This window comes from Vogesella indigofera, assembly GCF_003633895.1.
In the GTDB taxonomy this organism is placed as follows: Bacteria; Pseudomonadota; Gammaproteobacteria; order Burkholderiales; family Chromobacteriaceae; genus Vogesella; species Vogesella indigofera.
This window is the reverse complement of sequence record NZ_RBID01000011.1, coordinates 601,101-614,661: the sequence shown is the minus strand read 5'-3', so window position 1 is coordinate 614,661 and position 13,561 is coordinate 601,101. Positions and strand designations below refer to the sequence as shown.

General features: G+C 66.4%; 14 protein-coding genes. 4 read left to right on the top strand and 10 right to left on the bottom strand.

The annotated features are described in order from the left end of the window. Nucleotides 1-38: 38 nt before the first annotated feature. The 3 genes from C8E02_RS05265 to moaC are packed head-to-tail and all read right to left on the bottom strand — an operon-like array spanning nt 39 to nt 3,120. Entirely contained in the window at nt 39-692 is a 654-nt protein-coding gene (locus tag C8E02_RS05265; RefSeq protein ID WP_120809926.1) for a response regulator, read from the bottom strand. Further along, nucleotides 689-2,590: a type IV pili methyl-accepting chemotaxis transducer N-terminal domain-containing protein gene (locus C8E02_RS05260; protein ID WP_120809925.1), complete on the bottom strand. Its 1,902-nt coding sequence runs from the start codon at nt 2,588-2,590 to the stop codon at nt 689-691. Before C8E02_RS05260 ends, C8E02_RS05265 begins: the two co-directional genes overlap by 4 nt. Nucleotides 2,591-2,613: 23 nt before the next feature. After that, nucleotides 2,614-3,120 carry a cyclic pyranopterin monophosphate synthase MoaC gene (gene moaC, locus C8E02_RS05255; RefSeq protein WP_120810102.1) on the bottom strand — a complete coding sequence of 169 codons (507 nt, stop codon included), beginning with the start codon at nt 3,118-3,120 and terminating at the stop codon, nt 2,614-2,616. 77 nt (nt 3,121-3,197) lie between these two features. On the opposite strand from moaC, the gene mobB reads away from it, so the two are divergent. From mobB to mobA, 4 genes are read left to right on the top strand one after another with little or no spacing between them, the layout of a single operon-like run. After that, a complete protein-coding gene (gene mobB / locus C8E02_RS05250; protein WP_120809924.1) occupies nt 3,198-3,692 on the top strand; it encodes a molybdopterin-guanine dinucleotide biosynthesis protein B in 495 nt (164 codons plus the stop codon). Continuing rightward, entirely contained in the window at nt 3,689-3,940 is a 252-nt protein-coding gene (locus tag C8E02_RS05245) for a MoaD/ThiS family protein (RefSeq protein WP_120809923.1), read from the top strand. The genes mobB and C8E02_RS05245 overlap by 4 nt, the downstream gene beginning before the upstream one ends. A gap of 1 nt (nt 3,941) precedes the next feature. Then, complete coding sequence (locus tag C8E02_RS05240) at nt 3,942-4,403, top strand: molybdenum cofactor biosynthesis protein MoaE (protein WP_047965413.1); 462 nt, start codon at nt 3,942-3,944, stop codon at nt 4,401-4,403. Beyond that, nucleotides 4,396-4,983 (top strand): molybdenum cofactor guanylyltransferase MobA, encoded by a 588-nt coding sequence (mobA, locus tag C8E02_RS05235; protein ID WP_120809922.1) that lies wholly within the window; start codon nt 4,396-4,398, stop codon nt 4,981-4,983. The genes C8E02_RS05240 and mobA overlap by 8 nt, the downstream gene beginning before the upstream one ends. A gap of 295 nt (nt 4,984-5,278) precedes the next feature. On the opposite strand, the gene C8E02_RS05230 is transcribed toward mobA, so the two are convergent. The 7 genes from C8E02_RS05230 to fdnG form a co-directional block, all read right to left on the bottom strand. Further along, nucleotides 5,279-5,923: a carbonic anhydrase gene (locus C8E02_RS05230; protein ID WP_120809921.1), complete on the bottom strand. Its 645-nt coding sequence runs from the start codon at nt 5,921-5,923 to the stop codon at nt 5,279-5,281. A 1-nt stretch (nt 5,924) separates the two neighbouring features. Continuing rightward, nucleotides 5,925-6,899, bottom strand: a complete 975-nt coding sequence (gene moaA / locus C8E02_RS05225; RefSeq protein ID WP_120809920.1) for a GTP 3',8-cyclase MoaA — start codon at nt 6,897-6,899, stop codon at nt 5,925-5,927. Between the two features lie 187 nt (nt 6,900-7,086). Further along, complete coding sequence (gene fdhE / locus C8E02_RS05220) at nt 7,087-7,968, bottom strand: formate dehydrogenase accessory protein FdhE domain-containing protein (RefSeq protein WP_120809919.1); 882 nt, start codon at nt 7,966-7,968, stop codon at nt 7,087-7,089. Further along, nucleotides 7,952-8,821 carry a formate dehydrogenase accessory sulfurtransferase FdhD gene (fdhD, locus tag C8E02_RS05215; RefSeq protein WP_120809918.1) on the bottom strand — a complete coding sequence of 290 codons (870 nt, stop codon included), beginning with the start codon at nt 8,819-8,821 and terminating at the stop codon, nt 7,952-7,954. The genes fdhE and fdhD overlap by 17 nt, the downstream gene beginning before the upstream one ends. Continuing rightward, complete coding sequence (locus C8E02_RS05210) at nt 8,818-9,438, bottom strand: formate dehydrogenase subunit gamma (protein ID WP_120809917.1); 621 nt, start codon at nt 9,436-9,438, stop codon at nt 8,818-8,820. Before C8E02_RS05210 ends, fdhD begins: the two co-directional genes overlap by 4 nt. Further along, entirely contained in the window at nt 9,435-10,334 is a 900-nt protein-coding gene (gene fdxH / locus C8E02_RS05205) for a formate dehydrogenase subunit beta (protein ID WP_120809916.1), read from the bottom strand. The genes C8E02_RS05210 and fdxH overlap by 4 nt, the downstream gene beginning before the upstream one ends. 12 nt (nt 10,335-10,346) lie before the next feature. Next, nucleotides 10,347-13,403 carry a formate dehydrogenase-N subunit alpha gene (gene fdnG / locus C8E02_RS05200; RefSeq protein ID WP_120810101.1) on the bottom strand — a complete coding sequence of 1,019 codons (3,057 nt, stop codon included), beginning with the start codon at nt 13,401-13,403 and terminating at the stop codon, nt 10,347-10,349. Nucleotides 13,404-13,561 lie beyond the last annotated feature (158 nt).

Below are 13,561 nucleotides of genomic sequence, written 5' to 3'. Positions count from 1 at the left end.
CAAGGGGCCACGCAAGCCCCTTGTCATGACGCGCCGTCTCAGGCCTTGTCCAGGCCGTGCTCCACCGCGTACACCGCCGCTTGCACCCGGCTGCTCAGGCTCAGCTTGCGCAGGATGTTCTGCACGTGCACCTTGATGGTACTTTCCGCCAGATCCAGCGCGCGGGCGATTTCCTTGTTGCTGGCGCCGGAGGCGAGGTAGCTGAGCGTTTCGCGTTCGCGCGGCGTCAGGCTGTCCAGCTCCTGGTTGCGCGGCTCGGCGACCGGTGCGCGCAGGCGCGCCACCAGCTTGGCGGTCATCTCCGGCGACAGCACGCTGTCACCGTCCACCGCGCGGCGGATGCTGCTGAGCAGGAAGTCGGCATTGATGTTCTTCAGCAGGTAGCCGCGCGCACCGCTCTTCATGCACTCGGCGAGGTCTTCGCCGTCCTCGGACACGGTCAGCATCAGCACCGCCAGCTGCGGCTGGGTGACCAGGATCTGCGACAGCGCGTCGCGGCCGTGCATCACCGGCATGTCCAGGTCCAGTAGCACCACGTCGGGCTTGAGCAGTTCGGCCTGCTTGACGCCTTCCAGCCCGTCGGCGGCCTCGCCGATGACCTCGAAGTCCGGCTGGCGCTGCAGCAGCGCCTTGAGGCCGCTACGGAACAGGGTGTGGTCGTCGACCAGTAAGATACGGATGGCAGTACTCATGCGGCTTGTCTTTCTGTGTGCGGCAGGGTGAGGGTGACGGTGGTGCCGCCGCCGTCCCGGTTTTCGATCTGGATACGGGCGTTGATGCGTGATGCCCGCTCTTGCATGATGGACATGCCGACGTGGCGTGCCTGGCGCGCGGCCAGCACCGCGGCGTCAAAGCCGCAGCCGTCGTCGCTGATGCGCATCACGAAGTCGTCGTGGTTGTCGATGTCGATGTCGACGCGGTGTGCCTGCGCGTGCTTGCGCACGTTGGACAGTGCCTCCTGCAGGATGAAGATCACCTGCAGTTGCTGTTCCGGGTTCAGCGGCAGGCCGTTGCCGCGCAGCTGGTACTGGGTCAGCACCCCCGCCTGCTGCTCGAAGCGCTTGAGCAGGGTGTTGACCGCGTCGGGGAAGTCTTCCTTGCTGATGCGGGTGCGGAAGTTGAGCAACAGCTCGCGCACGTCCTCGTAGCACTCCTGCACCCCGGTCTTGATGAAGGCCAGGTTTTCGCGCGCCTGCTCGTCCTGGGTGTCGCCGAGCGCGCTTTCCAGCATCTGCACCTGCAGGTTGAGGAAGGACAGCGACTGCGCGATGCTGTCGTGCAGGCCTTGCGCCATCAGGTTGCGCTCTTCCGAGACCGCAAACTGGCGGTCGCGGGCGGCGAGACGCAGGTTCTCGATGGCGACGCCGAGGTGGCTGCCCAGCGTCTCGATCAGGAACTGTTCCTGCGCGCTGAGGCGGGTGTCGTCACGGAAATAGAGGGTGAAGATGCCGACGTTCTGCTGGTTGACGCGAATGTGGAAGATCGACACGCTGCGAAAGCCGGCGCGCTCGCAGTGTTTCTGTTCCTTTTGCGGCAGCTCGCGGAACAGGCGGATCACCGAGCTGGGCTGCTCGACGGCGGCGCCGCAGTAGCAGCTGTCGATGTGGGCGCAGTCGTGGGTGTGGATCATGCCGTCCGGCAGGCCGATCTGCGCCACCGGCTCCAGCTTGCCGCGCTTGCTGTCGACGATGCGCACGCTGGCGGCGTCGGCATTGGTCAGCTGGATCAGGCGTTCGATAAAGCCCTTGCACATGGTGTTGAGGTCGTGCGATTCGTGCAGGTAGGCGGTGACGCCGTACAGCGTGGTCAGCTGGCGGTTTTTCTCGTCCAGCGAGCGTGTCTTGTCACGCACCTTGTCTTCCAGCGTCGCGTACAACTCCTGCAGGCGGCCGGCCATCTGGTTGAAGCCGGCGGACAGAATGGCGAATTCGTCGTTGCCGACCACCGGCACCCGGGTCGCCAGCTCGCCGTCGCGCACCTGCACGATGGCCTCGCCCAGCTCGTTCAGCGGGCGGATGATCAGCAGGAACATCAGGTACATCATGGTGATGGCGCCGATGATGGCCATCGCCATCAGCGTCATCTGGAAGAAGCGCAGCAGCGTGGTATTACGCGCGTTGTCTTCTTCCACCAGCCGCACCAGCTTGTCGATGCGGTTGACGAAGGCGCCCAGGTCGACGCGGGTGGTATTGCGGCGCGGGTCGAGCTGTACCTGTTCCAGCTTCGGCAACATCTCGTGCTGCCAGTAGCGGGCGATTTCCGCCGCCTGCGAGCGCACTTCGACATTGTCGGGCAGGAATAGCGGCCGCGCCGGGTCGCCCTTGCGCAGTCGTGCCATGGTGTCGCTGAACTGGGCGGCTTCCTGCTGGACCTGGGCCGGATCGGCGCCTTCGCTGACCAGCAGTGCGACGCGGTAGCTGCGCATGCGCAGGCTGCCGGCGTCGTTGATGGCGGCGGCGCCGCCTTCCAGTTTCCACGACAGCACCAGGGTGTAGCCGATGGAGGTCATCGCCAGCACCAGCCAGACAATGGTCAGGATCAGCAGCTTGCTGGACAGGCTGCGCACGGAGGGGGGGGCGGGCAGGGGCATGGCTTAGGTCGTCCGGCGTATGGTCAGCACTGGTCGCGCAGCGCAGAATCGTTGCTGTCGGCTTGCCAGTGGCCGCTCTTGCCGCCCTGTTTTTCCAGCAGGCGCACACCGTCGATCTGCATGCCGCGGTCCACCGCCTTCAGCATGTCGTAGACGGTGAGCAGGCCGGCCATCACGCCGCTGAGCGCTTCCATTTCCACGCCGGTACGGCCCACGGTCTCGCTGGTGACGAAAATGTGTACCCGCGACAGCGCCTCATCCACGCTAAAATCGACGTTGACGCGGGTCAGCGCCAGCGGGTGGCACAGCGGGATCAGGTTCGCGGTTTGCTTGGTGCCCTGGATGGCGGCCAGGCGGGCGATGCCGATGACGTCGCCCTTCTTGGCATTGCCGCCCTGCAGCAGCGCAAAGGTGGCCGGCAGCATGGTGATGTGGCCGGTGGCCACCGCCACGCGGCGGGTTTCCGGCTTGTCGCCGACATCGACCATGTGGGCCTGGCCGGCGGCATTGAAATGGGTAAGCGGATTCATCTGGATCATCGAGTGTGGAGTCTGGTTGAACGATAGCGCCGTATGGCGTAGACCACAATCCACCAAAGGGAGAGGGTATGCAAAAAGTGCTGGGCATTGCCGGCTGGTCCGGCAGTGGCAAAACCACGCTGATCGGCGCGCTGTTGCCGCTACTGGCCGCGCGCGGACTGACGGTGTCGGTGATCAAGCACAGTCACCACGACATCGAACTGGACGTGGCCGGCAAGGACAGCCAGCGCCACCGCGCCAGTGGCGCGCACGAGGTGATGGTGGTGTCGCCCTACCGCTTCGGCCTGTTTGTCGAGACGCCGCAGCCGCTGACGCTGGAGCAGCAGCTGTCAAGGTTGGCCGCAGTCGACCTGGTGCTGCTGGAGGGCCAGAAAACGCTGCCGGTGCCGCGCATCGAGGTGCACCGTAGCGCCTGCGCCAAGCCGTGGCTGTACCCGGACGACCCGTTCGTGATCGCGCTGGCCAGCGACTGCGCAGCCGCGACCGATTTGCCGCAATTGCCGCTGGACGACCACGCCGCGATTGCCGATTTTATTGCCAACTGGCTGAAGGATTCTGCATGAGCATCACGCTACTGTATTTTGGTGTCCTCAAGGACACGCTGGGCTGCAGCACGGAAACGCTGGCCTGGGACGGCGGCACCACCGCCACCTTGCTGGACGTGCTACGCGGCCGCGGCGAGGAGTGGGCGCTGGCGTTGGCGCCGGGCAAGGTGTTCCGCCTGGTGGTCAACCAGCAGATCGTGCGCGGCGACGCGGCGATCCCGGACGGTGCCGAAGTCGGCATCCTGCCGCCCGTGACCGGGGGCTGACATGTACTGCGACATCACCGTACAAACCGCCGCCTTCGACCTTGGTGCCGAAGAGCTGGCGCTGCGCGCGCACGCCGGCGACGCCGGGGCGCTGGTGGCCTTCCAGGGCATGGTGCGCGCCCACGACGAAGCCACGCCGCTGGCGGCGCTGTTTCTCGAACACTACCCCGGCGTGACCGAGGCTGAGATCCGCCGCATCGCCGAGCAGGCCGCCGCGCGCTGGCCAGTGAGCGCCTGTCGCGTCATCCATCGCGTCGGGGCGCTGGCGCCGGGCGAGCCCATCGTGCTGGTGCTCATCGCCGCCGGCCACCGTGCCGGCGCCTTTGCCGCCGCCGAATACCTGATGGACTACCTGAAGACACAGGCCCCGTTCTGGAAACGCGAGGATTTTGTCGACGGCAGCAGCCGCTGGGTCGAAGCCAAGGCCAGCGACGATGCGGCATGCGGGCGCTGGCATGACTGAACAGGTGGCAGTGCTGCTGCTGGCCGGAGGTGAAGGCCGGCGCATGGGGGGCCAGGACAAGGGCTTGCTGCCGTGGGGCGGCCAAGCTCTGTACCGCCACGTGCTGGTACGGCTGGCGCCACAGGCCGGCTGGCTGGCGATCAGCGCCAACCGCCATCTGGACGACTACGCCACCAGTGGCCACGCCGTGTTTGCCGACGAGGCGGCATGGCAGGGCATGGGGCCGCTGGCCGGGGTTGCCAGCCTGGCGGACAAGCTGCCGGACGGCATCGACTACGTGCAGCTGGTGCCGTGCGACGCGCCTTTGCTGCCGGCCGATCTGGTGGCGCGACAGCTGGCCATCCTGCAGGCAGAGCGTCGCGCCGACGCCTGCTGTCCCTACACCATCAACGGGCCGCAGCCGGTGTGTGCACTGCTGCGCCGCAGTGCGCTGGCACGACTGCCGGACTATCTGGCCAGCGGCGGACGCAGCCTGCGTGGCTTTCTCGCGCTGCTGGATTGCCGCATCGTCAATTTCGACGACACCCGCGCCTTCAGCAATCTCAACGATCCGCAGTCGCTGGCTCAGCTCGGCCAGTAGCCTGACGCGCTCCCGCGAGCCGTTCCGGCACGCATTGCGGCCAACCTTGCACAAGGTTGGCCGCAATGTTTTGCCCGCGTGGGTTTGCCGTTTGTCCCGGTACAGGGTGCTGGCGGTGACGCACTGCCGCGGTTGCGCCAGACGCGCCTCGGGTGCCGCGCCGCGGCGATCGTCATCGCGTGACGATCAAGGCAGGGACTGAGGCGAGCGGGGTGTCCTTTTTCAAACCGGACTGGCTTGCGTCAGACGCAAATATGGCGCCACCAGGGCGCCATGTCGCATGCAAGGGACGGGCTTATTGCTGGCCGAGCGGGCAGACCAGCGGCACGAACTGGTTGGACGGTGCGTCCAGCCCCCACAGCGTGCCGTCGTTAAGATCGAAATACCAGCCGTCGAGGGCGACTTCGCCGGCTTTCACCTTGTCGGCCAGCCACGGGTAGGTCAGCAGGTTGTTGAGTGACACCAGGATGCCGGCCTGCTCGCAACGACGCAGCCGGGTGGCCTCGTCCTCTGCCGCGTGGTGGCGGTAGACCAGCTCGCGTGCCGGGGCGGCGATGTCCAGCCAGCGCGTCAATGCACTGTCCTGGGGCGTGCTGCGCTGCATTAGTGCACGGATGCCCCCGCAACCGGCATGGCCCATCACGATGATGCGTGCCACCTGCAGGTTGAGCACCGCGAATTCCAGCGCCGCGGCGACGCTGGCGTGCTGGTTGTCCGGCGAACAGGGCGGCACCAGGTTGGCCACGTTGCGGATCACGAACATCTCGCCAGGCTGGCTGCCCATCAGCGCCGGCGGGTGCACGCGCGAATCGCAACAGGCGATCACCAGCGTGACCGGGTGCTGGCCGTGGCGCAGCGCGGCAAACAGGTCGTTGTCGGGGGAGAAATACTGCTGCTGGAAACGGCGGAAACCTTCCAGCAGCGGGTCGGCCAGTGGCATGTCAGCCTCCGGTCATCGACATGAAGCGCACGATGCGCGTCGGTTGTTCGAGAAATTCGTGCTTTTCCGGCTTCAGCTCGATGGCGTCGCGGATGGCGGCCTCCAGCTCGGCATCGCTACAGCCGGCACGCAGCAGCGGGCGCAGTTCGAAGCGTTCTTCCTGCCCCAGACACATGTACAGCGTGCCATCCACCGACAGTCGCACGCGGTTGCAGCTGGCACAGAAGTGCTGCGAGATCGGGGTGATCAGGCCGAGAGTGAAGCGGCCGTCCGGCGTGCGCCAGTAGCGGGCCGGGCCGCCGCCCAGCGGCTGGTCCGACGGCAGCAGGCCAAAGCGCGGCTGCAGTTGTGCCAGCAGCTTTTGCAGGTCGAGGCCGGCGGTGTGCTGGCCGGTGCTGCCCATCGGCATCGCCTCGATCAGGCGCAGGATGAAGCCGTGTTCGATGCAGAACGCGACCATGGCTTCGATGTCGCCGTCGTTGACGCCCTGCATCGGTACCATGTTGATCTTGATGCTGTCGAAACCGGCCCGGCTGGCGCTGGCGAGACCGCCGAGCACCTTGTCCAGGCAGTCGCTGCCGGTGATGCGGCTGACGCAGTCGTCGCGCAGCGAATCGAGGCTGACATTGATGCGGTTGACGCCGGCGTCGCGCAGCGCCTGCGCCTGCAGGCTGAGCTGGGTGGCGTTGGTGGTCAGCGACAGGTCATCGACGCCTTCCAGCGCCGACAGGCTGGCGGCCAGCGCGGGCAGGTTACGGCGCAGCAGCGGCTCGCCGCCGGTGAGGCGGAAGCGGCGGGTGCCCAGGCGGCTGAACGCGGCGACCACGCGGGTGATCTCGTCGAAGGTCAGCCAGTTGCTCGGTTCCTCAAAGCCCTTGAAGCCTTTGGGGATGCAATAGGTACAGCGCAGGTCGCAGCGATCGGTGACTGAAATACGCAGGTAGTCGATGGTGCGGCCGAAACGGTCTGACAACATGCGGCGTCCTTCCGTTAAGTGGGGGGTATGACTCATTCTACTCACTAGCAAACAGCCTGCCAGTCACACAAAGCATTATCGCGGCTAGATCGTAAGAACTAGGGCGGCGCCCTGACACTTGGTCGTGGCAGGGCGCCGCAGCTTACAGCGCGTGGCGAAACGGCGTGTTTGCCGGCGGTGGCGCCGCTCAGTCCTGGGCCGGCAGGAAGTAGGGATTGAAACCGATGCGGCCATAGCCGGCGTCACCGGCGAGCAGGTCCAGCGCCAGCGATGCGACATCGTCGGCAAAGGCATCGGCGTTGCCATCCTGCAGGCGCGACACCACCTTCAGCGCGCCGTGGCAGCTGTCGCAGCATTCCAGCTCCTGCGTGCCGCGATGGGCGTGCGGCTGCTTGCGGTCCGGCTGCGGCGCGGCGGCGTCACGGTCGGCGAGGCTGCGGTACTGCAGCTGGCGGGTATTGCCGCAGACGACGCACTTGACGCGGCTGACGTGCCATTCGCTGGCACACAGCGAACAGCAGACGTGGCGCACGGCGTGGCCGCTGTCGCCACGGCGCAGCACGGACGCCACCGGCAGGCCGCCGCAGGCCGGGCAGCACGCCGTCTCGCCGGGAGTCAGCGCGGCAATGTCCTGCTGCCGCACGACGATGGTGGCCTGCACCTGCAGCGCGGCGCCGAGCAAGGGCCAGGCGGCGGCCAGCGGGCTGCGCGCGTCGTACTGACCGTGGCGCAATGCGTCGGCCAGCGCCTGCAGCGCGGCATCGTCCAGCGCCAGCAGGCACAGCAGCGCGCTGTGGCTGTCGGGTGGCAGCTCGACATCAAGATGGCGCTGCAGCAGCGTCAGCAGCTGGCGCAGGCTGGCACTGTCGGCCACTGCGTGCTCCACTCGGGTGGCCAGGCAGGCGTGCTGGGCGCGCGCCAGGGCGGCACAGAACAGCAGGAAATCGCGCATCGGGTGGCCATCGGCGAGGGCGAGCAGACGCTCGGCACGGCGGCTGAACACGGTCATGCCGGCCCGGCGCAGCGCGGGAGTGGCGGCGGGGGCCGCGATATCAACAAACTGGGTCATGGTGGGGTCTCGTCAATTCGGGGCAGATCAGGCGCGGCAGCTGGCTGTAGGCCACCAGCCGCCCGGGGCGGGCAAAGCCGGCCAGCAGCAGGCCGCAGGATTCGGCCAGCGTCACGGCGTAGGCGGTTGGCGCCGATACCGCTACCAGCGCGGCGATGCCGGCGCTGGCGGTCTTTTGCACCATCTCGTAGCTGGCGCGACTGGAAACCAGCACAAAGCCGTCGCCGGTATCGATCCGCTGGCGGCGCAGCGCGCCGATCAGCTTGTCCAGCGCGTTGTGGCGGCCAACGTCCTCGCGCGCCAGCAGGATGTCGCCGTCGGCATTGCAGAAGGCGGCACCGTGGGCGGCGCCGGTGGCGTGGTGCCACGGCTGCCAGTGCGGCAGCTCCGCCACCGCGCGGGCGACCGCGGCGGCATGCAAGGTTGGCCGCAACGGCAGCGGCGCGATGGTCTGCGCCACCGCGTCCAGGCTGTCGACGCCGCACAGGCCGCAGCCGGTACGGCCGGCCATGCTGCGCCGGCGTTGCTTCAGCGCGGCAAAGCGGGCGCTGGCGATCTCCAGCCGCAGCTCGACGCCGTACTCGCCGGCGACGATCTCGCAGTCGTACAGCTCGCCGGGGGCGTGTAGGATGTGCTCGCTCAGCGAAAAGCCGAGCGCGAAGTCGGCCAGATCACAGGGTGTGGCCAGCAGCACCGCGTGCGATACGCCGTTGTACACCATCGCCACCGGCACTTCCTCGATCAGCTGGTCCTCGGCAAGCTTGGCCGCCGCGCCGGCCAGCCGCAGCACCGGCAGGCGGCGGCTGGCCGGCAGGGCATCGACCGCCAGCGGCAACGGGCAGTGGCCGCTCATTTCTGCTTGCCCGTTACTTCGCGATACCAGCGCGGGTGGTGCTTCTTCGCCCAGCCGTGGGTGACCACGCCTTCCACCATCGCGCGGATGGTGCCCTTCACCCAGAACGCGGCGTACACGTGCACGATGATGCTGGCGATCAGCGCGATGGCGGCGCAGGCGTGCGCCAGCAGCGCGATGCGGATCAGCGGAATCGGCAGGTGGATGGCGAAGTAGGGGCGCCAGGCGATGATGCCGGAAACCAGCAGCACCAGCATGCAGGCGCACATCATCCAGAACATGCCTTTCTGGCCGCCGTTGTACTTGCCGGTGTCGCCGACTTCGTGGCCCTGCATCACCGTTTTCACCGACTTCATCCACTGGATGTCGTCACGCGTCAGCAGGTTGTGGTGCCAGTAGCGGAAGAACTGCCGTGCAAAGGCGACGAACATCAGCACGCCGACAAAGGGGTGGATGATGCGCGCCAGCTGCGGCGTGCCGAACACGCCGGTGAGCCAGAAAAACGCCGGGTAGAAAAACGCCAGTCCGGACAGCGCCAGCAGGATGAAGCAGACGGCCACAATCCAGTGGTTGATGCGTTCCGGCGCCGAGTAGCGCTGGATCAGTTGCGGTTTCATGCCTTGTCCTCCTCGTTGCGGCCAACGTTGGTCGCGCTGTCGTCCTCGTCATCGGCACGGTTGGGGCCGACGGTGATGTAGTGGAAGAAACCGAACAGGCCGGCGGCGGCGATGCCGATGGTGGCCAGCGGCTTGAGCCAGCCTTTCCACAGCTGCACCGTGGTGCTGATGGCCGGGTCTTTCGGCAGGCCCGAGTATTGTTCCGGCTTGTCGGCGTGGTGCAGCACGTACATCACGTGGGTGCCGCCGACGCCCTGCGGGTCGTACAGGCCGGCGTTGTCATAGCCGCGCTGCTTGAGATCGGTGACCCGCGTGGCGGCGACCTGCTTCATGTCTTCCTTGGAACCGAACTGGATGGCGCCGGTAGGGCAGGTCTTGACGCAGGCCGGCTCTTGTCCGACGGCAACTCGGTCCGAGCACAGCGTGCACTTGTAGGCCTTGTTGTCCTTCTGGCTGATGCGCGGCACGTTGAACGGGCAGCCGGACACGCAGTAGCCGCAGCCGATGCAGTTTTCCTGATGGAAATCGACAATGCCGTTGCTGTACTGGATGATGGCGCCCGGCGACGGACAGGCCTTCAGGCAGCCGGGGTCGGCGCAGTGCATGCAGCCGTCCTTGCGGATCAGCCACTCCAGCTTGCCGTTGCTCTCTTCCTCGGCGAAGCGCATCACCGTCCACGCGTCGGCGGAGAGGTCGGTCGGATTGTCGTAGACGCCGATGTTGTGGCCGACTTCCTCGCGGATGTCGTTCCACTCCGAGCACGCCACCTGACAGGCCTTGCAGCCGATACAGGTGGACACGTCGATCAGCTTGGCGATCTCAATGGTCTTGCGCGCTTGCGGGCTGGCCGTGGGGCTGGCGGAGCGGCGGGTAATGTCCAGGGATTGCAATGCCATGTCCGGCGCTCCTTATGCTTTTTCCAGGTTGACGAGGAAAGACTTGTATTCCGGCGTCTGCGTGTTGCAGTCGCCGACCGCCGGCGGCAGCGCATTGGTGAGATAGCCCTTCTGCGCCACACCCTCCCAGCCCCAGTGCAGCGGAATGCCGATCTGGTGCACGGTCTGGCCGTTGACCTGCAGCGCCATCAGCCGCTTGGTGACCACCGCCTTGGCCTTGATGAAGCCGCGCTTGGAACTGACCTTGACCAGATCGCCCTGGGCGATGCCTTTTTCCGTGGCCAGCGCCGTGCCGATCTCGACAAACTGCTCCGGCTGCGCGATGGCATTGAGCAGCACCGACTTGGTCCAGAACTGGAAGTGCTCGGTCAGGCGATAGGTAGTGCCGACGTACGGGTAGTCGTGATGGGTGCCCAGGCGCTCGCGGTCGGTTTTGAAGATGCGCACCGCCGGGCTGCTGACCACTTTCGGGTGCAGCGGGTTGGTGCCGATCGGGCTTTCCATCGGCTCGTAGTGCTCGGGGAACGGGCCGTCGGCCAGCTTGTCGGTGCAGAATAGCCGCGCCACACCCTCCGGGTTCATGATGAACGGGTTCATGCCGCTATCGGGCGCCGCATCGGCCTTGAAGTCGGGGATGTCGGCGCCGCTCCATTTTTCGCCGTTCCAGCCGATCAGCTTGCGCTTGGCGTCCCACGGCTGGCCGGCCGGGTCGCAGCTGGCGCGGTTGTACAGGATGCGGCGGTTGGCCGGCCACGCCCAGGCCCAGCCGGGGGTGTTGCCCAGGCCGCTGTCGCTGTTGTCGCGGCGCGCCATCTGGTTACCGGCCTGCGTCCAGCAGCCGGCAAAGATCCAGCAGGCGCTGCTGGTGCTGCCGTCGTCCTGCAGTACGGCAAAACCGGGGATCTGCTCGCCCTTTTTCACCAGCACCTTGCTTGGGTCGGCCGGGTCCATCAGGTCGGCCAGCGCCTTGCCGTTCATTTCCTTTGCCAGCTCCTCCGGCGACGGTGCCGCCGGGTCGCGGTAGTGCCACGCCACGTTGAGGATCGGGTCCGCCACCTTGCCGCCGTCCTTGCGGTACAGCTCGCGCAGCGCGGTGAACAGCTCGCCGATGATCTCGTTGTCGCCCTTGGCCTCGCCCGGTGCATCGGCGCCTTTCCAGTGCCACTGCAGCCAGCGGCTGGAGTTGACGATGGCACCGTCTTCCTCGGCAAAGCAGGTGGACGGCAGGCGGAACACCTCGGTCTGGATCTTGGCCGGATCGACGTCGTGACTGTCGCCGTGGTTCTGCCAGAAGGTGGAGGTCTCGGTGGCGATCGGGTCGATGATCACCATGTATTTCAGCTTGGAGAACGATTCGGTGACCTTGTTGGCGTCGGGGAACGACGCCAGCGGGTTGAAGCCCTGCACGATGAAGCCGTTCATCTTGCCCTGGTGCATCAGCTCGACGATGTGCAGCACGTCGTACAGTTTGTCCCACTTCGGCAGCCAGTGGTAACCCCAGTCGTTGTCTTTGCGCGCGTTGTCGCCCCACAGCCACTTCATCAGGCTGACGAAGAACTTCGGCGTGTTGCCCCAGTAGTTCATCTGTCCCGGCTGCAGCGGCTTGGGCGTGGTCTTGGCCAGATAGCTGGCGAAGTCGGGATGGTCTTTTTCGTTGGGCAGCGTCAGGTAGCCGGGCAGGCTGGTCGACAGCAGGCCCAGGTCGGACAGCCCCTGGATGTTGGAGTGGCCGCGCAGCGCGTTCACGCCGCCGCCGGGCATGCCCATATTGCCCAGCAGCAGCTGGATCATCGCCATGGTGCGGATGTTCTGCGCGCCGACGGTGTGCTGCGTCCAGCCCAGCGCGTACAGGATGGTGCCCACCTTGTCCGGTCGCGCGGTCTCGCCCAGCTGCTTGCACACCTCGAGGAAACCATCCACCGGCGTGCCACACAGGTTGGTGACCACTTCCGGCGTGTAGCGGGCGAAGTGCGCCTTCATCAGTTGCCACACGCAGCGCGGGTGTTGCAGCGTGGGGTCGGTTTTGGCGTTGCCGGCCTCGTCCAGCGCGTAGCTCCAGCTGCTGCGGTCGTACTTGCCCTTGGCCTCGTCGTAGCCGCTGAACAGGCCGTCCTCGAAGGCAAAGCCGTCGCCGACGATGAAGCTGGCGTTGGTGTAGGCCTTCACGTAGTCCCAGTGGATCTTGTCGTTGGCGATCAGCCAGTTGATCACGCCGCCCAGGAAGGGAATGTCGGCGCCGGCGCGGATCGGCAGGTAGAGGTCGGACACCGCGGCGGTGCGGTTGTAGCGCGGATCGACCACGATCAGCTTGGTGCCGCGCGTCTTCTTGGCCTCGATCGCCCACTTGAAGCCGACCGGGTGCGCCTCGGCGGCGTTGCCGCCCATCACCAGGATGAAGTCGGCGTTCTTGATGTCGACCCAGCTGTTGGTCATCGCGCCGCGGCCAAAGGTGGAGGCCAGCGCCGACACCGTCGGCCCGTGACAGACGCGCGCCTGCGCGTCGGTGGCGATGATGCCCAGGCTGCGCAGGAATTTCTGGGTGATGATGCCGGTCTCGTTGGAGCCGGCGGAGGCGGTCAGCATCGCGGTCGTCAGCCAGCGGTTGACCGGCACGCCGTCGGCGTTTTTCTCGACGATATTGGCGTCGCGGTCGGCTTTCATGTGCTTGGCGATGCGGTGGATGGCGTCATGCCAGCCGATGCGTTTCCACTCGCTGCTGCCGGCCTCGCGCACTTCCGGGTATTGCAGCCGCTTCGGGCTGTGGATGAAGTCGAGCAGGCCGGCGCCTTTCGGGCACAGCGAGCCGCGGCTGACCGGGTGATCCGGATCGCCCTCGATGTGGAAGATCTCCGACTTGGCGTTCCTGGCGCCATCGCCGAGGCTGTACAGGATCACGCCGCAGCCGACCGAGCAATAGGTACAGGTGTTGCGTGTCTCCCTGGCGCCCATCAGCTTGTACTGGCGCACCTCGGCCAGCGCCTGGCTCGGGCTGAAGCCCATCCCCACCAGGCTGGCGGTGCCGATCTGCGCCGCGCTCAGTTTGAAGAACTGCCGCCGGTTCACTTCCATCATGGCTCTCCTCTTGTTTTTGGGTTGTCGCGTTTGACGCGGGCGGGCCCGCGCAATAGCCTTGGCATAGCATTTGCCGTGCCCGTGGTAGGGTTTTTGCCAATACCCAGCACAAACAAGCACTTGCACCATGAATGCCGGCAATCAAGCCCGGCTTG

Coding starts and splice junctions, on each gene's coding strand:
- C8E02_RS05265 (WP_120809926.1), bottom strand. CDS start 692: ATGAGTACTGCCATCCGTATCTTACTGGTCGACGACCACACCCTGTTC.
- C8E02_RS05260 (WP_120809925.1), bottom strand. CDS start 2,590: ATGCCCCTGCCCGCCCCCCCCTCCGTGCGCAGCCTGTCCAGCAAGCTG.
- moaC (WP_120810102.1), bottom strand. CDS start 3,120: ATGAATCCGCTTACCCATTTCAATGCCGCCGGCCAGGCCCACATGGTC.
- mobB (WP_120809924.1), top strand. CDS start 3,198: ATGCAAAAAGTGCTGGGCATTGCCGGCTGGTCCGGCAGTGGCAAAACC.
- C8E02_RS05245 (WP_120809923.1), top strand. CDS start 3,689: ATGAGCATCACGCTACTGTATTTTGGTGTCCTCAAGGACACGCTGGGC.
- C8E02_RS05240 (WP_047965413.1), top strand. CDS start 3,942: ATGTACTGCGACATCACCGTACAAACCGCCGCCTTCGACCTTGGTGCC.
- mobA (WP_120809922.1), top strand. CDS start 4,396: ATGACTGAACAGGTGGCAGTGCTGCTGCTGGCCGGAGGTGAAGGCCGG.
- C8E02_RS05230 (WP_120809921.1), bottom strand. CDS start 5,923: ATGCCACTGGCCGACCCGCTGCTGGAAGGTTTCCGCCGTTTCCAGCAG.
- moaA (WP_120809920.1), bottom strand. CDS start 6,899: ATGTTGTCAGACCGTTTCGGCCGCACCATCGACTACCTGCGTATTTCA.
- fdhE (WP_120809919.1), bottom strand. CDS start 7,968: ATGACCCAGTTTGTTGATATCGCGGCCCCCGCCGCCACTCCCGCGCTG.
- fdhD (WP_120809918.1), bottom strand. CDS start 8,821: ATGAGCGGCCACTGCCCGTTGCCGCTGGCGGTCGATGCCCTGCCGGCC.
- C8E02_RS05210 (WP_120809917.1), bottom strand. CDS start 9,438: ATGAAACCGCAACTGATCCAGCGCTACTCGGCGCCGGAACGCATCAAC.
- fdxH (WP_120809916.1), bottom strand. CDS start 10,334: ATGGCATTGCAATCCCTGGACATTACCCGCCGCTCCGCCAGCCCCACG.
- fdnG (WP_120810101.1), bottom strand. CDS start 13,403: ATGGAAGTGAACCGGCGGCAGTTCTTCAAACTGAGCGCGGCGCAGATC.